27 protein-coding genes and 1 pseudogene are annotated in these 22,173 nt (G+C 32.3%); 5 read left to right on the forward strand and 23 right to left on the reverse strand.

The window, feature by feature from the left end:
- Window positions 1-43: 43 nt before the first annotated feature.
- From GYM76_RS04745 to GYM76_RS04830, 19 genes and pseudogenes are all read right to left on the reverse strand, one after another.
- Complete coding sequence (locus GYM76_RS04745; RefSeq protein ID WP_220226068.1) at window positions 44-556, reverse strand: hypothetical protein; 513 nt, start codon at window positions 554-556, stop codon at window positions 44-46.
- Window positions 557-568: 12 nt separating this feature from the next.
- Window positions 569-982, reverse strand: coding sequence for a hypothetical protein (locus GYM76_RS04750; RefSeq protein ID WP_255561391.1), 414 nt, complete (start codon window positions 980-982; stop codon window positions 569-571).
- Between the two features lie 213 nt (window positions 983-1,195).
- Window positions 1,196-1,495, reverse strand: coding sequence for a hypothetical protein (locus GYM76_RS04755; RefSeq protein ID WP_220226069.1), 300 nt, complete (start codon window positions 1,493-1,495; stop codon window positions 1,196-1,198).
- 74 nt (window positions 1,496-1,569) lie between these two features.
- Window positions 1,570-1,989 carry a hypothetical protein gene (locus tag GYM76_RS04760; RefSeq protein WP_220226070.1) on the reverse strand — a complete coding sequence of 140 codons (420 nt, stop codon included), beginning with the start codon at window positions 1,987-1,989 and terminating at the stop codon, window positions 1,570-1,572.
- An 11-nt stretch (window positions 1,990-2,000) separates the two neighbouring features.
- The gene (locus GYM76_RS04765; protein ID WP_220226071.1) at window positions 2,001-2,945 is read right to left on the reverse strand and encodes an RHS repeat domain-containing protein; all 945 of its coding nucleotides are present in this window, start codon (window positions 2,943-2,945) and stop codon (window positions 2,001-2,003) included.
- Window positions 2,946-3,348: 403 nt separating this feature from the next.
- Entirely contained in the window at window positions 3,349-4,284 is a 936-nt protein-coding gene (locus tag GYM76_RS04770; RefSeq protein ID WP_220226072.1) for an ADP-ribosylglycohydrolase family protein, read from the reverse strand.
- Between the two features lies 1 nt (window position 4,285).
- Entirely contained in the window at window positions 4,286-4,807 is a 522-nt protein-coding gene (locus tag GYM76_RS04775; RefSeq protein ID WP_220226073.1) for a hypothetical protein, read from the reverse strand.
- Window positions 4,773-5,159, reverse strand: coding sequence for an enterotoxin A family protein (locus GYM76_RS11040; RefSeq protein ID WP_370632614.1), 387 nt, complete (start codon window positions 5,157-5,159; stop codon window positions 4,773-4,775). The genes GYM76_RS04775 and GYM76_RS11040 overlap by 35 nt, the downstream gene beginning before the upstream one ends.
- 15 nt (window positions 5,160-5,174) lie before the next feature.
- Window positions 5,175-5,291 (reverse strand): annotated as a pseudogene (locus GYM76_RS11100) (RHS repeat-associated core domain-containing protein); the annotation flags it as partial.
- A gap of 125 nt (window positions 5,292-5,416) precedes the next feature.
- Window positions 5,417-5,839, reverse strand: a complete 423-nt coding sequence (locus tag GYM76_RS04785) for a hypothetical protein (RefSeq protein WP_220226074.1) — start codon at window positions 5,837-5,839, stop codon at window positions 5,417-5,419.
- 1 nt (window position 5,840) lies between these two features.
- The gene (locus GYM76_RS04790) at window positions 5,841-6,866 is read right to left on the reverse strand and encodes an HNH/ENDO VII family nuclease (RefSeq protein WP_220226075.1); all 1,026 of its coding nucleotides are present in this window, start codon (window positions 6,864-6,866) and stop codon (window positions 5,841-5,843) included.
- Window positions 6,867-7,437: 571 nt separating this feature from the next.
- On the reverse strand, window positions 7,438-7,779 hold the full coding sequence (locus GYM76_RS04795; protein WP_220226076.1) for a hypothetical protein: 342 nt from the start codon (window positions 7,777-7,779) through the stop codon (window positions 7,438-7,440).
- A gap of 104 nt (window positions 7,780-7,883) precedes the next feature.
- The gene (locus GYM76_RS04800; protein WP_220226077.1) at window positions 7,884-8,060 is read right to left on the reverse strand and encodes a hypothetical protein; all 177 of its coding nucleotides are present in this window, start codon (window positions 8,058-8,060) and stop codon (window positions 7,884-7,886) included.
- Window positions 8,061-8,066: 6 nt separating this feature from the next.
- Complete coding sequence (locus tag GYM76_RS11105; protein ID WP_220226078.1) at window positions 8,067-8,318, reverse strand: RHS repeat-associated core domain-containing protein; 252 nt, start codon at window positions 8,316-8,318, stop codon at window positions 8,067-8,069.
- 451 nt (window positions 8,319-8,769) lie between these two features.
- A complete protein-coding gene (locus GYM76_RS04810) occupies window positions 8,770-9,129 on the reverse strand; it encodes a hypothetical protein (protein ID WP_220226079.1) in 360 nt (119 codons plus the stop codon).
- A gap of 9 nt (window positions 9,130-9,138) precedes the next feature.
- Window positions 9,139-9,723: an RHS repeat-associated core domain-containing protein gene (locus GYM76_RS04815; RefSeq protein WP_305054771.1), complete on the reverse strand. Its 585-nt coding sequence runs from the start codon at window positions 9,721-9,723 to the stop codon at window positions 9,139-9,141.
- 149 nt (window positions 9,724-9,872) lie between these two features.
- Entirely contained in the window at window positions 9,873-10,556 is a 684-nt protein-coding gene (locus GYM76_RS04820; protein WP_065563435.1) for a response regulator transcription factor, read from the reverse strand.
- Window positions 10,537-12,003 (reverse strand): cell wall metabolism sensor histidine kinase WalK, encoded by a 1,467-nt coding sequence (locus GYM76_RS04825; protein WP_220226080.1) that lies wholly within the window; start codon window positions 12,001-12,003, stop codon window positions 10,537-10,539. The genes GYM76_RS04820 and GYM76_RS04825 overlap by 20 nt, the downstream gene beginning before the upstream one ends.
- Before the next feature lie 2 nt (window positions 12,004-12,005).
- Window positions 12,006-13,358, reverse strand: a complete 1,353-nt coding sequence (locus GYM76_RS04830) for a VWA domain-containing protein (RefSeq protein ID WP_220226081.1) — start codon at window positions 13,356-13,358, stop codon at window positions 12,006-12,008.
- A gap of 250 nt (window positions 13,359-13,608) precedes the next feature.
- On the opposite strand from GYM76_RS04830, the gene apt reads away from it, so the two are divergent.
- The 3 genes from apt (at window position 13,609) to GYM76_RS04845 (ending at window position 16,615) form a co-directional block, all read left to right on the forward strand.
- The gene (gene apt / locus GYM76_RS04835; RefSeq protein ID WP_220226082.1) at window positions 13,609-14,154 is read left to right on the forward strand and encodes an adenine phosphoribosyltransferase; all 546 of its coding nucleotides are present in this window, start codon (window positions 13,609-13,611) and stop codon (window positions 14,152-14,154) included.
- Window positions 14,155-14,397: 243 nt separating this feature from the next.
- On the forward strand, window positions 14,398-15,168 hold the full coding sequence (ddaH, locus tag GYM76_RS04840) for a dimethylargininase (protein ID WP_220226083.1): 771 nt from the start codon (window positions 14,398-14,400) through the stop codon (window positions 15,166-15,168).
- Window positions 15,169-15,205: 37 nt separating this feature from the next.
- Window positions 15,206-16,615 (forward strand): basic amino acid/polyamine antiporter, encoded by a 1,410-nt coding sequence (locus GYM76_RS04845; RefSeq protein ID WP_220226084.1) that lies wholly within the window; start codon window positions 15,206-15,208, stop codon window positions 16,613-16,615.
- Window positions 16,616-16,626: 11 nt separating this feature from the next.
- Here the strand turns inward: GYM76_RS04845 and GYM76_RS04850 are convergent, their stop codons facing one another.
- Window positions 16,627-17,373, reverse strand: a complete 747-nt coding sequence (locus tag GYM76_RS04850; RefSeq protein ID WP_220226085.1) for a tRNA1(Val) (adenine(37)-N6)-methyltransferase — start codon at window positions 17,371-17,373, stop codon at window positions 16,627-16,629.
- Entirely contained in the window at window positions 17,363-18,028 is a 666-nt protein-coding gene (nfi, locus tag GYM76_RS04855) for a deoxyribonuclease V (RefSeq protein WP_220226200.1), read from the reverse strand. The genes GYM76_RS04850 and nfi overlap by 11 nt, the downstream gene beginning before the upstream one ends.
- Before the next feature lie 60 nt (window positions 18,029-18,088).
- On the opposite strand from nfi, the gene GYM76_RS04860 reads away from it, so the two are divergent.
- A complete protein-coding gene (locus GYM76_RS04860) occupies window positions 18,089-18,667 on the forward strand; it encodes a YigZ family protein (RefSeq protein WP_220226086.1) in 579 nt (192 codons plus the stop codon).
- Window positions 18,668-18,930: 263 nt separating this feature from the next.
- Here GYM76_RS04860 and GYM76_RS04865 read toward each other — a convergent pair whose 3' ends face one another.
- Together GYM76_RS04865 and GYM76_RS04870 are read right to left on the reverse strand one after the other, a co-directional pair.
- A complete protein-coding gene (locus GYM76_RS04865) occupies window positions 18,931-19,656 on the reverse strand; it encodes a hypothetical protein (RefSeq protein ID WP_220226087.1) in 726 nt (241 codons plus the stop codon).
- Window positions 19,657-19,744: 88 nt separating this feature from the next.
- Window positions 19,745-20,938 (reverse strand): MFS transporter, encoded by a 1,194-nt coding sequence (locus GYM76_RS04870; RefSeq protein ID WP_220226088.1) that lies wholly within the window; start codon window positions 20,936-20,938, stop codon window positions 19,745-19,747.
- A 216-nt stretch (window positions 20,939-21,154) separates the two neighbouring features.
- Between GYM76_RS04870 and GYM76_RS04875 the strand changes: the two genes are divergently transcribed.
- A complete protein-coding gene (locus GYM76_RS04875) occupies window positions 21,155-22,063 on the forward strand; it encodes a LysR family transcriptional regulator (protein ID WP_220226089.1) in 909 nt (302 codons plus the stop codon).
- Window positions 22,064-22,173: the final 110 nt, after the last annotated feature.

The raw sequence follows: 22,173 nt of genomic DNA on the forward strand, positions 1-22,173 counted from the left end.
AAATGCTTAGAAAAAAACCAATTCTATAAGTTGGATTTTAAGATTATTTTAAATATCTATCTAAATTTTCTAATAAATAAAAATCTTCTAGATTTTCTTTATTGTAACCCGTTTTTTTTAAATCTTCTTTTATCTGATTTAATAACTTTAACCATTCTTTGATAAATGCATCTATATCTATAATTAGTTCATTTGAAACTTTCTTTATCTCATTAAGTATTTCATTCCCCCCTCTTAATGCAGTCCAATCAGATTTTATCTTAATAGTGTTTTTATATTGCAAACACTCCCATGTTCCAAAGAAAATATTACTTCCCCAATTAATTGTGAATTGTTTCTCATTTTTTAAAGAATTAATTAATAATAAAATATCTTTGAAAATATCTGAAATTTCTGCACATAACCACAGTTCTAAAATATAACCATTCCAATACATATAAATTGATGATTCTCTTGTGTATGGATAAATTGTTTGTAAAGCTTCATTTATAGTAATATCTTCTTTATCTCTAGGTAAAAGATTATTAGGGTGGCTTATTAATAATTTAAAATTCATTATAATATCATTTTAATGACAGGTTGATTTTAATTTAGCTTCTTTCCCTTGGGCTATAGGTTCAGCTGTGCAATCTATTGGAAAACCATGAAATGTACCATCTCCATTATTTCTAACTCTATAATGTGTCGCCGGATGAGGAGTTGCTACATCAGGAGCTATTCCTGGATGAAATACCACACTCTTACTATCAGCATTTACAGGAAAATCCTTAAATCCACCAGGTTCTAATGTATCTGCTAATTTTCCCGCATAATTTAAATCAACTTTATTTCCCCATTTTCCGTGTGGTAAATTCTCTGTATTAGCTAAAATTTGAGCATCTTTATTAGATAACTTTGTACCATGACGTTTCCCTCTAGTATATCCATTTTCAGGTTTTAAATCCAATCCAAACGGATCAACCCAAGCATTACTATCATGCACATACGCATAAAAATTCGGGTTGTTTCCTTCAAGTTTTATAGGGTCTTGGCTTATATAAGTTCCTGTATTACTGTCGTAATACCTAAACCGATTGTAATAAAGCCCATCTAGTTCTTCGTCTTATATTGTCCTAGATGTATGAAGAGTATAAATCACCTGTTGTTAAATTTATCATGATTTTAAAGCAAATTTTTATGGCCGTATTTTTCATAATTAAAAATATTTCTCAATATTTTTATATAAAGTTTTTAATTCTTCTAAATTATTAAAATCTTTTCGTTGATGAAGAACATTTTTTTCAGATAAAATTTCAATTAATTCAAAAAAACAACTATTATCATCCCAAACAACAAATTTTCCGATGTAATTGTCATTTGTAATATCTATAACTATAGTTCTTTTTAGAGTACTATCTAATATATTTTCACCAAAATTTATTTTTTGTATTTCTAATTCACAATTATTAGGAGGTATTAAAGTTAAAAACCAATTGTAAAATTCATCTATTATCATAATAAAAATTTACCTACATTCAATTTTTGCCCCCTTTCTTTATTCCGCTTTGAAGCGGTTTTTTGGTAGCCAATTTATTTTACAATGTAAATTTTTTCAGGGTTATATATTGGAATTTTTATCGTAATACCTTTTGTGCTTCTTACTTCGATGAAATCATTTTCTAATTTCACTTCTATAAAAGGATTGCTATTATCTAAAAATAAGAACCAAAGTAATTTTCCTGTTTTGTCATTAAGTTGAACAAAACCGTCATTACCAAAACTTCCTTCACCAACATTTATAATAAAGTTATCTGTTTCAAATTTTTTAAGTATATCAAAACAGGAAACCCAGTCTTCATTATTGTATTTAAAAAAACTTTCAATCGTTGATTTACATAATACTCTTATATATTCATTATTATTTTTTAAAACTAACATTTCTCCATTTGGAAAAAATAAAGCATTAATTAATGGACACTCAAAATTATCAATTAAATCATTTATATTCATAAAAATATCTTTTATCCACAAGAAATTCGAGGTTTTTCTTTTAGTCCTTTGTCGGGAACAACTCCACCTGCTTTTTTATTTCTTATATCGTTAAATCGTTCTTTGATTTTTTGCCCCCAAGTTTTTCCTGTTGTAGAATCGGGAAAAACATCATCTGCTTTTACAACATTAACTTCAAGTTTATCTATACATGCATTTTGGGCGGAAAGCAACCTTCTATTATCGTAAGATACCAATTGTCCATCAACTTCAATAACATTTATCGGCGTATATTTAGACGCATCAAATACTCTTACTTCAGACACAGTCCTTTGTGAAAAGTTAATATCATTGGGATTTACAAATATGGGGGACAACCCAAACGGATCCACCCAAGCATTACTATCATGCACATAAGCATACAAATTCGGGTTATTTCCTTGCAGACCGATGGGGTCTTTGCTGATGTATTGCCCTGTTTCAGAATTATAATATCGGAACCGATTGTAATAAAGCCCCGTTTCAACATCCTCATACTGCCCCAGTTGCCTGAACGGAATAAATAACTTATTGTTAAAGATATCTTCCCGTATTCTGCCATAGATGTCAAATTCTACCTGCCAAACCAATTCACCTTTGTCATCATAGGCCTGAGCGGGTCTGCCCAAATAATCCGAAACAATCGAGTAGGCCTTACCCTCGCAAAACTTAGCAGTGGGTACTAAACTTCCTTCCTCATAAACCCAAGTGGTCAGGTTTTCGATCGGTTCGGGTTGTTCCAACATAAGCATTCCCAGCTCATCAGAAACAACCTTTGGACGCCGTTCACACTCATAAAACCACTCATGCAATATTGCATTACCATCCCAAAGATAACGATAAATCTTTGTATTTACAATTTTTGCTGTTCTTCTACCTAACGCGTCGTATTCAAAACGGATCCATTTCCCCTGAGGATTGCGTACCGCTTTTAACATTCCGTTGCCCTGCCATTGGTATTCCCAGTCACCTTGCTTCCATTGTGGAGGGGCAGAATTTTCAAGAGTTCTTTTTTTTCGTATTTTATCGTGTTGTTTGAGTTCAGAATAAAAATGGAAAAGAATCCTTAATTCTTAAGAATTCTTACTACTTTACCATAACTTAAATATATTCCTGTAAATAAGAATTCAGGCTTTACCCTTAAATCTTTATGTATTATTGGGTAAAGGCTCTTTTAGTGGAAACGGAATGCAAGAGCTTACGCTCTGCCATAGCCCGTTAGATTTTTATAACCTTTTTTTGCTTATTAAAAACCTGCTCCCTACCAGTGAATGGGAATTGTTAGATCAATTGAAGAATTCTTAAAATCAAAAAGCCAACCTTTTAGGTTGGCTTGTTAATTTAGTTTACTTTATTAATCATATTATCTATTTCTTTTTTTTTAGCTAATTTAGATAGCCATTCTTGAGGAATATTCTTATAACTATATAATAACCCTGCTAATCCTCCAGTTACTGCTCCTGTTGTATCTGTATCTTCTCCTAAATTAACTGCTTTTAAGATTGCTTCACTATAATTTTGTGTTTGGAATAAACACCAAATGCTAGCCTCTAATGTATCTATAACATAGCCACTACTTTGTATGTCTTTTTCTTCTAATTTATATATTTTATTTTTTAAAAGGCGATCAAATTTTTTAATTTCGTTTGGTTGAATATTTTGTTCTAGTAAAAAAGAAGAAATGTGTTCTTGTGTTTTTAAATATATTTTTTCTAAATCTTTTTCATGTAATAAAAGCAATGCAAATTCCAGATAATAGAAACAAGCTATAATTGAGCGAATATGTGCGTGGGTTATGGAAGAAACTTCCTTAACTATTTTAAATCTTTCTTTTGGAGAAGAAACATCTTTAAGTATTATTAATAAAGGCAATATTCGCATTAAAGATACATTTCCATTCGAATATTCGTCATTCCCTCCTGCTAAAATGGGATTTATTCTTTGTTTCAGATTGTATATGGCTTCTTGGGTGGCTATACCTATATCAAAAACTTGATTATGTGCTCCCCAATATCCTTCATCATTCCACTCAATAAATTTATTTGCAACATCTTTAATGTTATAACCATTCATTATAATAGATTCGGCTAAACATAAGGTTAGAGAGCCATCATCTGAAAAAGTCCCTGACGGTTGATTATGAGTTCCATAACCAAACATATCTTTTGCAGGGTATTTTTTCATAATCTCTCTGGTTCTAAATTCATAGGGAACTCCTAATGCATCGCCTATTAAAACGCCATAAAGGATATTTTTTAGTAATTCTTTTTTTGTCATTTTAATATGGTAAGCCTTCTATACTTTTTAACCATTGATTATAATAAGCATTCTGTTCTTCAAGTGTAACTACTTTTTCAATATCTTCTTCAGAAGAAAAAATACTAACTTTAGTTGTTTTATAATCAACTCTTTCCCCTAGGGATAATTTCATAGCATACAGAGTATTCTTAAGAAATTTAACCATATAATAATCTATACTACAACCTTTTATAAGCATTTTTATGTTATAACTATCAGTATCTTTATAAAGTTTATAAAAAGCATCACTAGTTCTTATATCCTTTTCTTTAAAAGTCCTTCCTTCTTCATCATTATAAATGAAATAATAAACTTTATAATCTCCTTGAAAAGTATAAGGCTCCCTTGTCTTTAGATCTATAATTGTAGGGTTTTTTTCCTGTTTTATATCTAAATTTATTGTTGCTTTAATTTTTAATCCATTTGAATTTAAACATTCTATCTGAAAAAATTGATTCTCCATATTATTATTTACATTTTGTCCATTTAATATCATTAACATTATCAATATCCTCAATATTAGCATATCCTTTTATATTTTCATTAGGTATTTTTTTTATTACTGCAAATTCATTTTCATTGGGGAAAGGACTATTTTGTTTTAATCGTTCATTTACATTAATTCCTTTGCTATCATCAATTTCTATTTTATAAATATAACCAGTATCATAATATTCTTTACCAAATTCGATTGTACTTTCTAAATTATATGAAGTAGAAATATATTGGGATTTTGTATTATTTTTAGCATAATCTAACAGGTCTACATTAGCATCTGGCTTATATGCGCCAAATCCACCTCCTTTTTTTATTACATCTGGAGATCTCTCATCAAATCTGTAAACAGTTATAATATCTAGTCCAAAAGGATCAAAAAATGCATTAGAATCATGCGCATACGCATATAAATTCGGGTTATTTCCTGCCAGTCCGATAGGGTCTTTGCTGATGTATGCGCCTGTTTGAGGATTATAGTAACGGAAACGATTATGAAAAAGAAGTAGATAATGTAATTCAGAATTTTAAAACTAAAAAGACTTAAAGATAATTTATCTAACGCTTTAAATAGATTAGAAATAACAAACCAACCTAAAAGGTTGGCTTGTTATTATCAATTTAATTCAAAGAAATCTTCTAAAAATTCATTAAAACTATTCCATTCTTTATCAAAATTATTATTTTTTAGTTTATCAATATTTCCACCCTCTATGAGTACAACATGCTCATTTTCTTTATTATATAACAAATAATCTTCTGTCTCTAAGTTAAATAATGAAATATACTTTAAAGGGACTTGTTCTTTCTCATGCAATATCTGTGTGACATTATCATCTGTACTTAAATCTGCTGCTATATCATATAATAAACCATATTTACCATAATATTCATCACTATATTTCGATACAAATTCAAAAAATGCACTATTGGGATTAATGTGGTATTTTGATAAAGTATTTTTATATTTTTCTTGGAACTCTGGAAGAACAGTACCATATTCTTCATCTAAATAGTTTTTAATATTTTGTTTTAACATATTATTTACATTCTATTTTTAATTTTCTTGTTTCTATTTCAGCATTAGCTCTATCTTTCCAATATTGTTTTCTATCAACATCAAAGGCTTTTCTATCAACTGGATCATACGGATTAAATTTAGTCCCATCAGGATTAGGAGTTACTCTATATGGATGTAAAGCATTTGTATGTCCATATTGCTGATGTGAAGTAGCTGACAATTCAAATAGAGGGCCATGTGCTTGTTGTTTGGAATGGTGTAAATTTATAGATTTGCCATCTGCTCCTATAGGAGCTAGTCCTCCTAAAGCTCTATCTAAATTAGTTCTACCTTTAGAATCAATTAAATCCCAATTTACATCTTTTTGGAAAATTTTGTAAGTATACCCTGTTCCTCCTTTACTAGGATCAGGAGCCGTCCAATCAATAACACTAAAGATATCTAACCCAAACGGATCTATCCATGTATTACTATCATGCGTATAGGCATAAAAATTCGGGTTATTACCTGCTAACCCTATCGGGTCTTGGCTTATATAAGTTCCCGTATTACTGTCATAATATCTGAAACGATTGTAATAAAGCCCCGTTTCTATATCCTCATACTGCCCCAGTTGCCTGAACGGAATAAATAACTTATTGTTAAAGATATCTTCCCGTATTCTGCCATAGATGTCAAATTCTACCTGCCAAACCAGCTTACCTTTATCATCATAGGCCTGAGCGGGTCTGCCCAAATAATCCGATACAATCGAGTAGGACTTGCCCTCGCTTAACTTAGCAGTGGGTACTAAACTTCCTTCCTCATAAACCCAAGTGGTCAGATTTTCAACCGGTTCGGGCTGTTCCAACATAAGCATTCCCAGCTCATCAGAAACAACCTTTGGACGCCGTTCACACTCATAAAACCACTCATGCAATATTGCATTACCATCCCAAAGATAGCGATAAATCTTTGTATTTGCAATTTTCGCTGTTCTTCTTCCTAACGCGTCGTATTCAAAACGGATCCATTTCCCCTGAGGATTGCGTACTGCTTGTAACATTCCGTTGCCCTGCCATTGGTATTCCCATTCACCTTGTTGCCATTGTGGAGGGTCAGAATTTTCAAGCGTTCTTTTTTTTCGTATTTTATCGTATTGTTTGAGTTCGGATTTGGAATATCGCCGTATTTCGGCCTTACGGTCAAATTCATTTTCTTCAATCCAAAAATTGTTCTTAGAATTTATATTTTCACTTAAGAAAGATGAATTTTTGGGTAAGTTATTGGCAGAATTTTTAAAATTTATCGGAGTTTTTAAAATAAGATTTCCCTGTTTATCATAAATATAATTCCAATTTTTATCCTTTAAAATCTTACCCGATGCCCCATATATTTGATCGGATTATTGTGGATCGGAATACAAATTTTATAAAAATCAATTTTTATAAAACGGAAAAGAATCCTTAATTCTTAAGAATTTTTAATTAATTTACTATATCTAAAATTGATTCCTGATGATAAGAATTTAGGTTTTACGCTTAACTCTAGTTGTAGTATTGCACAAACACCCCTTATAGACGAGAATCGGAATTGTTAGAGAAACTAAATTGATTGTTAAACCAAAAAGCCAACTTCTAAAGTTGGCTTTTTATAAAATTTATAATTTTATTTTTAATTAAAGTTTTATTTTCTACAAGATCGTTAGTAGTAATCACAAGCATACTTTTATTATCAAAATCACTTAAAAAATCATTGAAATCAATGTCAGGATCTTGAATAATCTTAATGATTTGTGTTTGATTAAAATTAATTAAGCTAATGATTGGATCTAAATCTTCAAAAAAATTACCGTTACTATAACGAGTTTTAAAGAATGGAAATTGCCAATTATCTATTTCATCAGATTCAATTAATAAATCAGTAATAAAGTAATACCATTTTTTTTTAATTCGAGTATGTGAGGTGTTTTCATACAAAAGCTTTCCCTGTAATTATTTCAATGTCTATTCTAACATCTTTAGTACCTTTTATTAAGAAAGTTTTACTTACAGGTGCATCCGCTCCACCATTTTTACCAGCATTAATAATCCACTTTTTTAGCTTTATCAATAGCTTCTTGTCTTGCTTTACGTTCTCCCTTTGTTAAACTTTCAGTTAATTCATCTAACATAGATAGCCCTTCCTTTGACGTTGGTGGAGTCGCTCTATTCCATGATACAGATTTTTCTAAACCATCACCTTGAGCTTGAATTATCACCTTATGTCAATCCAACCCGAACGGATCGACCATCGTATTGCTATCATGCACATACGCATAAAAATTCGGGTTGTTTCCTTCAAGTTTTATAGGGTCTTGGCTTATATAAGTTCCTGTATTACTGTCGTAATATCGGAAACGATTGTAATAAAGCCCGTCTAGTTCCTTATCTTCGTACTGCCTCAGTTGCCTGAACGGAATAAACGGCTGATTGTTAAAGGTATCTTCCCGAATTATGCCATAGATGTCAAATTCCACCTGTCAAACCAGCTCACCTTTATCACAATAGGCCTGAATCGGTCTGCCCAAATAATCCTATACAATTGAGTAAGACTTGCCCTCGCATAACTTAGCAGTAGGAAGATAGCTTTACACTTCTTAATTTTTAAAATTAAGAATTTAAAACAGCTCGAAAAACACTGAAAAAACAAAAAAGCGCTAAATCGCCAAAAATACGTAAAAAAACATTCTCAAACCGCCAAATACAAATTGATAGTTTGTAATAAGGTGGAAATGTTGAACAGTAAAGGGATTTAAGCAATTTTTATAAATGCGTGGCTTTGCCACTCCTTTTTTTGCCCCTTTTTTTCTTTTTGACACAAAGAAACTGCTTTTCTCGAAGCGGTTTTTTATCTACTTGATGTTTTTTTTAATATTCTATTTTCTAAATCAAAAAGAGGCTGTCTCAAAAGTGAGACAACCTCTTTTTCTATTTTTGACATAGACTATATTCATAATCTTTAAAAATATATTCAAGCCAACATCCTGTATCTTTGCTAAATCCTTTCAATTCCAAAATATTGTCTTTAGCTAAAATTTCTTGAATGAATTCGAACGATTCATATTCTGAAATTGATAAATTTTTCTCTATGAATTTTGAAAATGGTTGTTCTGAAATATATACTTTTATTTTAAACTCTTTCCAATTATTAATCTGGAGTTCTACATTTTGAATAAATTCTTTTTTTTGAATATCATATGCCTGTTCAAAAAAAATACTTACAAAATTGTTATCTACTATTGTATTTGTAACATTACAATCTGCTACGCTTATGTTAATTAAATCCATTAGTTTATCTTATGTGCATTTTATTTTTATATGAGCATCTGGGGATTTTGAATCAACTTTATTTCCGTTAATATTTAAAGAATTTCCATTATTATCATATAAATGAACATGGTCATATTTAGTAACGGCATCAGGTGGATCTATCCTTACAGCTGTATTTCCTGTATCAGTATATTTCCATTGCATAAATTGTCCATCAGGAGATCCTCCTTTCCATGAAATATTTTCAACACCTGATAAAATTTCACCAATTTGGTCTCTCCTCATATTGCCTAAATCTAACCCAACTAAAGGATTAAGCCCAAACGGATCCACCCAAGTATTGCTATCATGCGTATACGCATATAAATTCGGGTTATTACCTGCTAACCCTATCGGGTCTTGGCTTATATAAGTTCCCGTATTACTGTCGTAATATCGGAAACGATTGTAATAAAGCCCGTCTAGTTCCTTATCTTCGTATTGCCCTAGTTGCCTGAATGGAATAAATGACTTATTGTTAAAGGTATCTTCCCGTATTCTGCCATAGATGTCAAACTCAACCAGCCAAACCAATTCACCTTTATCATCATAGGCCTGAGCGGGTCTACCCAAATAATCCGATACAATTGAGTAGGACTTGTCCTAGCATAGCTGATAGACACCTATAAAAAACGGGTAACTGTCAGATCAGGTTTGAGTTACTACATCTAAGATTTTACTTGCATAAAATAAAATTGAACTTCATAAAATTTATATTAAATTTAATGTTTATAACCAATCCCATGAACAGTTTTAATTAAAGTTGGTGTGGATGGATTAATTTCTATTTGTTTTCTCAATTTTGAAATATGTTGATCGAGCGTTCTGCTATTAGGTAAAAAATCATATCCCCAAACGTAATCAAAAAGCATATCTCGAGTAACAACCTGATTTTTAAATTGATATAAACACTCTAAAATCTTAATTTCTCTTAAGGTTAATTCGATAACCTGATCGTTTCTTTTTGCATACAATTCGGAAGAATAGACATTTAAATCACCAAATTGAAAATAATCTTCTTTAGAGCAATTTGAATATTTTGATTTTAAGTAACGTTTGGCAATTGCCTTGATTCTTGCCCTAAGTTCATGAATACCAAATGGCTTATTCATATAATCATCAGCACCGAGCTCTAATCCAATTACTCGGTCGATCTCTTCATCTTTAGCAGATAAAAATAGAATTGGCACATCCTCATTTAATTTACGAATTTCACGACAAACAGAATAACCGTCAAGTTCAGGCATCATAATATCTAAAATAATAAAATCGGGTTGATGTTGATTAAACATTTCAAGTGCAACTTTACCATCATTTGCTTTGATAATCGTATAACCTTCTTTTTCTAGAAGATCTGACATACCATTAAGAATATGCTTATCGTCTTCAGCAATTAAAATCTTCATTTTCTAACTCCATTAAAATAAGTGAAAACGCAATTCCTGGATTCTGATTCATAACTTTAATTTCACCATTGATCTGATTAGCTAACTGATTGGCAATCGTCAACCCTATTCCAGTACCTGAAACCCCTTCGGTTATGGATGAGCTAACCCGATAAAAAGGATCAAAAATCTGTTTTAATAAATGATTCGCAATGCCCTCACCATAATCTCGAACCGTAATTATCACCTGTTTTCCCGATTTAGTTAAAGATAAATCAACTTGCTTGCCCTTAGAAGCATATTTCTCAGCATTACTTAGAAAATTATTGAGAATTTGCATTACACTGTCTTCATCTGTATTAACAATACAATCACTTGCAATATTAGTGATATTAAGATGTAACGATTTTGCCTCTAAAATAGGACTAAAGGTATGATATATCTGGTTGATTAGCTCGGTTAAATTAACTGGTTTTATATTGATACTAAGTGGTTTATTAAAACTTAAAACATTTTGAACTAGCCTAGTTAATCGCTTACTTTCAGCACTGATTACATGCAAATAATCAGGAATGGGCGCAGGCTCATCTTCTAGATACTCTGATAACATATCAGAATATAGTGTGATATTGGTTAGAGGTGTTTTAAATTCATGGGAAACTTGTCCAACAAAACTAACCTGCTGCTTTGCTAAGCGCAATGTTCGAGTATATTCTCGATAGCTATAGAAAATCAATCCAAGTATTACGGTAATGAAAAGACCAATAACAACAGAACCTAATAAATACAAATTAACAACATTTGGGGAGGAATAATAATAGGTTAAATGCCAATTTTGTAAAGGATAGTCAAGCGATATCAAAATTTCATTATCAGATATTTCACCATTGGTATAAATCTGCTTATCGCCATCGGATAATTTAAAATTATCATCAAAAGCTTGCTTATCTAATAAATTGATCATATCAAAAGAAAGCTTGATGTTAGAAAGCTCAAAACCAATAATATTATCCGATTGAATTGACCAGTAAATTAAGTGGTTATACATTTGATACCAACCAGAACTTGGTTGAAACTGTTCAGTATGATCTTGTTGATTGAATAAAACAGAATTATCTAAAGCGATGGATTCTACTATCTTATGCCATTGCGAATCATACACATCACTTACAAATAAAATTTTATTTTTATTGATGATAAAAATATTTTTAATATCAGTTTCTGATCCTAATAAATCTTCCGCTTTATCGTTGTCGTCATTAATTTGAAGTGTCAAACTACTCAAATAAGATAGACGCTGATTTAGCAACGATTCAATCGATAACTTGATATTATTTATACGGCTTTTGGCGAGTAAGATTTGGTTGCTTTCTCGTAATAACACTTCGTGTTCTACACTTCGCCAACCTAAATAGCTTATAAACGCTATTAACATCATTAAAGATAAAATCGTTGCTAATCTTTTCATAATTATTTCTTAATTACATTGCTTTTTGACTCAAACTGCTTTTCAGCTGAAATTTTGTTGAAAACGTCTTTATCAGCTTTAGCAGCATCAGCCATAATATTATTTTTTTCAATTTGGCCTCTTAATCTTTCTTTTGCCTCTTCTGAGGATACTGAATTTGAAATTGAGCTAAGTTTTTTACTATTTTCCATAAGAATATCTTCTGCTTCTTGGAACCTACCTAGATTGTAATACTCTAAGGCTTTTTCATTCTCAATGGTTACCTTCTGGATCTCTGATTCAGCTAAAACTTCTTGAATCATTGAATCCTTGACCAACTTTTTATCATCGGTATACGCTACGCTTACAAATTGAGTTTCGTGTTCAGCTTTATTTTTCAATAAATTGTCATATGATAAATCAATTTGAGCTAACGTTTTACTTTGGCCAACTTTTCCTTCCTCAGGGATGACTTCTAACAGTACATATTTTTCTTGATTTGAAAACAATTGATTCATTTTAATCGTAACTTGATTACCTTTGATTACACCATCTCGACCAAGTAAACGCACTGGTTTAACGCCATCTTTCAATTGGATAGTAATCACAACATTTTGAGCAACCGTGGACATCACGTCAGTAAACTCGTGAACAAACATTTTTTCAAGATCAAAAGTATTATTAACAAATACATGATTACCATCACTATAACTTGCGATAGATGACATTAATATTTCATTATAATCTGAACCGATCCCCATTGTGGTAATAGCAATATTCTTTTTAGCCGCAATAATAGCTAATTGAGAAAGTTCAGCTACTGAACTAGGACCTATATTGGCTTGACCATCAGATAACAAAATAATACGATTAACTTTATCTTTCGTAAGTTGGCTTTCAACTTGTTTTATTCCCTTACTCAATCCTGCAAATAAGGCTGTTCCTCCACCTGCAACTAAATTTTTATTGATTAGTTCAATAATTTGTTCTTTATTCTTTACTTTAGTTGCTGGAACAATAACTTTCGCATCATAATCATAAGTAACAATAGATAATGTATCTTCTTCATTTAGCATATTAACCGCAAAAATAGCAGCTTCTCTCGCTTTTACTATGCGATCGCCTTTCATTGAACCTGATTTATCAATAACAAGCGCTAAATTGATCGGCACATGTTTATTAGAGTTCGCTTTTTCACCAGTTAATGAAACTTTTAAATAATTGGTTTCTTCACTTCCTGCCATAATAATAGGTGAAGACAATTCTGAACGGACGTTAATTTGTGAAACTTGTGAACTTGGTAGAATTGTCGTGGCATAGCTAAATAAACTAGACAAGACAAAACCTAACATGACAAATATTTTAATAAATTTCATAGTATTTTCCTTCCTATATAAAGTTTATTCAATTATTCATCAATCGCCAAATAAATTGTCTAAATAATGTATTTAATTGTAAAAAGTTGTAAATAGTAAAACCGTGATAAAAAACACCTATTAGTACTTAAACTAACCAATCTCTCTATTTTACGGTGCGTTAACTGTTTGTTTATTGCCAGTCTAAAGTGCAAAGGTATATAATAAAAAATTAGTCGCTCTTGAAGAGAATAGTTAGAGAACATTTAAAATGACTCAATCAAAACTTGAACTTATTAAAAATAGCATTATCACAATACCAAATTATCCTAAACCAGGTATCTTATTTCGTGATATCACCAGTCTACTTGAAAACCCTATTGCATTTAAAACATCTGTCGATCTTTTAATTGAGCATTATAAAGATAAAAAAATCGACAAAGTGGTTGGCACCGAAGCTAGAGGTTTTATCTTTGCAGCGCCACTTGCGTTAGCATTAGGCGTTGGTTTTGTACCAGTAAGAAAACCAAATAAACTGCCGCGTAAAGTATTTAAAGAAGAGTATCAACTTGAATACGGTACAGATACCTTAGAAATGCATTGCGATGCGATCAAACCTAACGAACGAGTGTTAATTATTGACGATCTACTTGCAACTGGAGGCACAGTTGCAGCTACCGCAAAATTAATTCAAAAAGCAGGTGGTATTGCTCAAGATGCGGCATTTGTAATTAATTTACCTGATTTACACGGGAAAACAAAATTAACTGATATGGGAATTAACTGTTACACATTAGTCGATTTTGCCGGTGAATAACGCATATTTTTAGGGCGAAATGTCGCCCTATTCGTCTGCAACATCCTCATTTATTAATATCCTTATTTTTGCCATCAAATTCAGGCTTATCTTATCCGCTACTCTAATTTCATTTTAACTAGCCCAAACCACAACAAATATCGCCATACTCAATTTGCATAAAATATCAACTTAACGCTTGAAATAGTTATTATTATGAATTATTATTCAAAAATAATGAATATTTATAACAGGAATTAAACAGTGAAAAAATTTAATCATATTATTGCCAGAACCCCAGCTAAGTCACTTATCAACGGATTAACCTCTGCCAATTTAGGAAAACCAGACTATCAAAAAGCGCTTGATCAACATAACAACTACATTCGAGCATTACAGCAATGCGATGTCGATATCACAATATTACCTGCCGATGAACGATTTCCAGATTCTGTTTTTGTCGAAGATGCCGTGTTATGTACGCCCTGTTGCGCCATTATTACTCGCCCTGGCGCGGTAAGCCGTCGTGCAGAAACAGAAATCATCGTTGATACTATTGAACGATTTTATCCTAATAATGTTGAACACATTACCGCCCCTGGCACTATTGAAGCGGGCGATATTATGATGGTTGAGAATCACTATTACATTGGTTTATCCGCTCGTACCAATCAAGAAGGTGCCAATCAAATGATTGCTATCTTAGAAAAATACGGACTATCCGGTTCAGTGGTGACTTTAGAGAAAGTATTACATCTAAAAACCGGACTTGCTTATTTGGAACACAATAATTTATTAGCTGCGGGTGAATTTATCACTAAGCCAGAATTTCAACATCTCAATATTATTGAAATACCAGAAGAAGAGAGTTATGCCGCTAACTGTATCTGGGTTAATGAGCGAGTCATCATGCCGGCTGGTTATCCAATTACTAAAGCTAAAATTGAAGCGCTTGGCTATCAAGTCATCGAAGTTGATACCTCAGAATATCGCAAAATTGATGGCGGAGTTAGTTGTATGTCATTGCGATTTTAATTAAAACTTAACTGAACAATTAAAATAAGAAAACGATATGAATATGCCAGTAAGAAAAAAGCTTGGCATACTCCCACTTACATTAATGGTAGTGGGCAGTATTGTCGGTAGTGGTATTTTTAGCCTTCCTCAAAACATGGCCGAAGGGGCTGGAGCAGGTGCAATTTTAATTGCATGGGTAATAACCTTATTTGGCATGTTTATGCTTACGCGAATTTTTCAGTATCTTTCAATTCGTTTTTACAAAATCAATGAAGGATTATATGGCTATGTTCGTGAAGGATTTGGTGATTATATTGGTTTTAATGCCGCTTGGGGCTATTGGATATCGGCATGGATGTCATGTGGCAGCTATTTAGTTATCCTATTTAGCGCATTAGGTTCATTTGAGTGCTTCAATTATTTTGGTAATGGCACAACTATTCCCGCTGTGATTGCTGGACTTATATTCTTATGGATTATCCATTTTTTTGTCATAAAAGGCATCTATCAAGCATTCTTACTTAATTGTTTAGTCACATTAGCTAAAATTGTGCCTATTTGTTTATTTATTGTTTGTGTCGTTTTAGCGTTTAAAGTTGATACTTTCAATATGGACTTTTGGGGGACACCTCAATTAGGAACCATCCTCAGTCAAGTAAAACATACCATGCTTTATACCGTATGGGTTTATTTAGGGATTGAAAGTGCAACAGTTTATGCCGCTCGAGCTAAAAATATAATTAGTATAAGTCGAGCCACCTTTTTTGGTTTTGCTATTACCAGTCTATTATTAGTCTGTGTTTCGGTACTATCTTTAGGGATCGTCCCACAACACGAACTAGCACAAATGAAAAATCCATCCATGGCCTTAGTGATTGAACATGTTGTAGGTAGTTGGGGAGCTAAATGTATCAACATTGGTTTGATTGTGTCGGTCAGTGGTGGACTATTGTCTTGGTTAATGTTAGCGGCTGAAATGCTGTTCCTTTCTGGCCAAGGAAATCAACATACCGTACCTAGTTGTTTCGGTAAACTTAATAAAAACAGTACACCCGCTAATGCATTGTGGTTAACAACGAGTTTAATTAGTGTACTTATGATTTTGGCACATTTTTATCAATCGGGTTACAACACCTTAATTCAGCTATCAACTTCAATGGTACTCATCCCCTATCTACTATCAGCATTATTCGTGTTTAAACTATCTATAAGGCAACGAAAAAAACATCTATTATTCATCGGTACACTGGGTTCAATTTATGGATTCTGGTTAATCTATGCTGGTGGAGTTTCTTATTTATTACTATCCATGATCTTATATAGTGTTGGATTATTATTCTACCTTTATGCAAGAAAACAAAGGCATCTATCATCTTTCAGTTATTTGCATGACAAAATTTATGCCATAACCATAGTTATACTAGCTATTATAGCGATAATATACTTCTACATTATTCCGCAATAACCAAAAAGGCATTATTTACGAAACAGATAAAAATCAGCCAATAATTCTCTAAATGGTTGAGAATACCTCCCATGGTCATCGCGCATACACAATGATTGACTAAGGAAATTATCATTTTGATGAAATGAAAAGGCCATCAGTGCCAACGAAAAATCCTTATCAGCTGAATATTTTACTTGCATTTCACTGCATAAAAATAACCTATTTAACTCGCATAACTGTTTAAATTTATCTGCAACATGATAAGGTAATACTAAACAAAATAATCCATTTGATTTTAATAAACGAATTACCGCATCAATAAGTTGCTGATAGTTTAAACTCTCGGTATAACGAGCCAACTGACGTTCTGTATTTCGACATTCGACTGCTGATTGGAAATAAGGTGGATTAGTTATAATCAAATCATAACAAGCATTATCATCTATTCTAAATTGATTAACATTGATATTTAATGCTCGGATCGTTTGAAAATTAGCATTTAAGCTATTTTGCTGACATTGCATAATCGCTTGCGGATCAATGTCGATCGCATCAATTTGACATGAATGGTTTTCTAAACGCTGGGCAAGCATCAATGCAATAACGCCACACCCAGTACCAATATCTAAAACATTTTGTATATCAGGTTTAATTGGTGCCCATGCACCTAACAAGCAACTATCCGTTGTCACTTTCATGGGACTTTTATCATGGGCAACAAAAAAACGCTTAAAGGTAAATCCACCTTTTTTTAATGGTAGCTGATTATTTGGCATGACTAAACTTTCTAAATAATGGCTTATTGGACGCAATTGCATCAGCCCAACGAGTTGGCTCCGGCAAACGGTAACCGCGTAAACATTGTTTGACCCAATGTAATGCACTGTCCTGACTGATTCTATGCCCTGCGGAAACAAATAACGGATTACAATTATCTTTACTTTGTAAAACCCAGCCTATCTGTTCTTGCTTATCAAACAGAGGCGTTACATTTCCCGCTTTTTTCGATTGAGGCTCGAATTGTCCACATAATTTTCTTTTTGCTACACCAATCGTAGGTATATCGAGCAATAAACCTAAATGACTTGCAATTCCTAATCGTCTGGGATGAGCAAAACCCTGCCCATCAACCAACAACAAATCAGGTTTGTGCTTAAGCTGTTGCCATGCTTTAAGCAATGCCGGATACTCCCGAAAAGACAAATATCCTGGAATATAAGGAAAATTTGTTTCCAATCGAGCAATATTATATTCAACCACTTCAAAATCAGGAAATGCCAATATCACAATCGCAGCACGAGTTATCATGCCACCTTGTTCAAAACCGACATCCGCCCCACCAATCAATTTTATTGCTGGGTTAAAATCATCCACCAAGCTAACCTGATTGGCTAATTGCTGTTGTGAAAGTTTTAATTGTGCTAAATTAATAGACATTTCAACTCTGCTGAGTATTATTAGTTACAATAAAATGATTTTACCAGAATAAGTATGCCTTATACATTAGCAAATCCAACCGAATTAACCGAAGAAATAAAAAAAAGTCGCTTTATTGTCAACGCGGCACCCATTATAAATGCGGAGCAGGCTGCACAATTTATTGATAGCATTAGTGATCCAAATGCAACTCACAACTGTTGGGCATGGAAAATAGGACAACAATATCGTTTCAATGATGATGGAGAACCAACCAGTACTGCTGGGCGCCCTATTCTATCGGCTATTGAAGGACAAGATTGCGATCAGGTCGTCGTTGTTGTGACTCGCTACTTTGGCGGAATTAAATTAGGTACAGGTGGACTAATCCGTGCTTATGGCGGCTCAGCAAGCCATTGCTTACAACAAGCTGAATTAATCGAACTTATTGCCAGAACAACCTTAGAGTTTCACTGTTACTATAACGAGTGGCCTATCATAGAAAACCGGCTGAAGGAATTCGATGCAATTATTGAACAGCAAAATTTTGATGCAGAAGGTGTCACAGTTGGCATCGCTATCACGCAAGACAATTTGCTCACACTTAAAAAGAATATTAGTGATATTACTCGCGGAAGAGTGATTATTGAATGAAATCTGAAAACTTTTTAAATACCTTCAATAACGTTAAATATACTCTTGATTGAAATGACTTCGAAATAGATAAGCATAAAAATAATTTAAATACTGCTTCAATCAATGCACTCAGCACGTTGGAAAATATACACTTAAAGTAGCGGGATGACGTTTAAAATTAATTTAAATGTTTTTAATCATTCAAAAAATGACCTCAAAAACCCCGCTCCTCAACTTTTTTTCTTTCCCCTTAAGGATAAATAATTGCTAGTGATAAATAGTTAATTATTAAACTCATATACACTACCGTCACCCCACGTGCCAATGTAATAACGGCTATTATGATAAGCTAATGCAACAGCTTGAGATAAGTTCGAAACTAATGTCGTCACTTTTTTGCTTTGTACATCAATTTTTCGCACCATACCGGCACCATTATCAACCACTGCTACTACATTTGGGGCAATTCGTACAATACCTACACCTGGGCGACTAAATTCGGCGCCGAGTTCCGTTTGAATACCATTTGGACTGATCATAGTTAGACGTCCACTGTATTGAGAAACAACTAAACTATTATCCGCTAATTGAGTCACGCCAACTGGTGTAGTTAATCCACGAGCAACAATATTTTTTTGTTTTGTTTGAAGATCAAGCGAAACAATTTCACCTGTTGAACGATTAGTGATGAGTAATTGCCCCTGATTAGAAAAAGCGATTCCGGTAGGCGTATGATAACCATCAGAAATTTTTTCTGATTTACCATCACGATTAATTTTTAAAATATAATCATCGCCATAAGATGAAACATACATATTATCTTTTGCATCAAACACTATTCCAGCTGGTGATGATATACCCGAATAAAAAGTCTCTTTTTTACCATTAGCATTTATTTTCAAAACTGAATTATTTGACCAATCTGTCACATACATCTCCCCTTTACTATTAAATGCGATTCCTGTTGGAGCATTGAAGTCTGAGGAAATCTTTGTTAAACCTGCCATAGATGACCCTCCATAAAAACAGCAAAATATAAACATCGATATACGCAGTAAAAATTTTTTCATTATTAATTTCCTTATTTATAACACATTAATTTTTGATACTATTTCTAATTAATCGAATCGCAATTAACGCTAGAATTAAATTAACGATAGACAAAAAGACACAAAGTATTATGGCGCCAATCCAAGCTTTGTTTTGATAAACAATACCGAGTAAATAAGTACCAATACTACCGCCAGCCAAACAAGCAAGAAGATATAAAGACGAAATAGCACCTCTAGAACTAATTGGTACAATTTTATTTAGCATTGCAATAACTAATGGTTGAATACCAAAAACGAATAGGAATAAACAAAAAATGCCTAATCCAATAACATATAATGATGAGCTAAATCCGATAGTGACAATCGACATACATACAGCTAACAGACAGATAATGAATAAGTATTTTTCATTGATGACTTGAGTTAACTTACCAGTGATCATGCTACCGACTACCGCACTTAAACCAGCAAAATTCAACCAACCTAAAACGGTTGAAGATAAGTAAAAAGGTGCGCCTTTCAAATAAAAAGTGAGTAAAGAAGATATTCCAAGATAAACAAAAAATAGTAAAAAACCGATTACTAAAAAAATAACGACAGTTTTATCTAGAAATAATTTAAGTGCAGATAAATACGTACCTATCAAACTGGTTGTTGGAGATTGATTTGTTGTTTGCTTTATACCAAAAGGAACAAAAAGACATGCTACAATGATTAATCCCGCATAAATGATAAAAGCAATCTGCCAAGACCAAAAATCAGTTAACATCGCAATCACACTTCGGCTAAAAATGATGCCAACAATTGAAGCTGAAATCATAATTCCCATTGCTTGTGGTAACTTATGATTTGGCGTGTTTTTAGCGGTATAAGCGAACAGAGCTGCAGGAACAGCAGCTGCAAAAAAGCCTATTAATGACATAACAACCAAATATAAATTAAAACAATCAATGATCACCGATAAAATAAGACAACAAATAGTTCCAATACTACCAATCAGAACTAATAACTTTGTTGAAACGTTATCCGAGAGTGGACCATAAATAAAAAAAGAAATGGCATAAAAAAAACAAGATAAACTAAACACATTTCTCGCTTCTAAAATATCAATATGATAACTTTTTGATATTTCTTGAAAGATAAGTTGACTTATATAAACCGAGCCGACTAATAGCACAATTAAAATTGCTGATAAAATTAGACTGGATTTTTTCTGTATTGTTTCTTCTTTTAACATAGATTTCATAATAAAGATTGATTAGTTTTCAAGAAGACTATCTGACAAATAGCTAATTTAAAAATACATATTTTGTTATACGAAAATCGTATAGAAAAAAATGATGATTAGCAAAAGATGTAAAACTCATTCATAATAACTAAATGATTATCGTGCTAAAAAACTATACGACGATTTGGACACCAAACTAATTCATGTATTAAGAACTGTGTAATTATGGACATTTACAGCAAAAGATTACCGACTATTAAGCAATTACAATATTTCATTGCGGTCTGTGAAGAACTTAGTTTTACTGGCGCAGCCAAAAAACTTGGTATTAGCCAACCTCCTCTTTCAACTCAAATTAAAAATTTGGAAGAAACCCTACAAAGCACACTTTTTTTAAGAAACTCTCACAATATTGTATTAACCAATGAAGGCGTAATACTAAAATCTAAAGTAACACAATTATTAAGTGATCTTTGTTCAATGGTTAAATCAACAAAGCATCTAGAAAAAGTTATTATAGGAACAACTAAAACCTTAAGTTTTGACTATATTCCTTATTTCAAATCGTTTTTATCCAAATTTAGTGATGAAACAGAAATATATAAACATAACTATACCTCTAAAGAGCTAATACTAGAGTTACAAAAAGGCAATATTGATTTTGCCTTTGTTTCCGACTATCCAACTAGAGATTTTAATGAAAACTCAATACTAATCTATCAAGAACCCATGACCTTAGTATTGCCAGCTCATCACCCATGCAGTAAACAAGATAAAGTTAACCTTAATGATGTGATTGATTTACCACTGTTTTGGTTTAAACAACATTTAAATCCATTTTTTTACGACCAGTGTGAAAAGGTTTTCAATAGCTTAAACCACCCACTACATCGTCGTGCCGAACTTGCGGATAATTTATCTATGCTACTGGAAGTTGCATTAGGTAAAGCAATAATGCTTTTACCACAATCGATGACACAAGTGAAAGTCGATGGTGTTATCTATAAAAAGTTGATCAACAACCAAGATAAAAAATTAAAAATAAATATTTATCTGATATGGCGTAAAAACATTAAAACTTCAACTGTTAATCAAGCAATAATTGATTATTTTAATCAGCATAAAATCAGCTAAATTAAACCTCAAAAACCCCGCTCCTCAACTTTTTTTGCTAATTTATTCATTATTGAAATGGTGTCAAAAATGTTGAGGAAAGGTTTTTTTGGTAAATTCTTTTAAACTAT

Source organism: Gilliamella sp. ESL0443, from assembly GCF_019469165.1.
Taxonomy (GTDB): domain Bacteria; phylum Pseudomonadota; class Gammaproteobacteria; order Enterobacterales; family Orbaceae; genus Gilliamella; species Gilliamella apicola_E.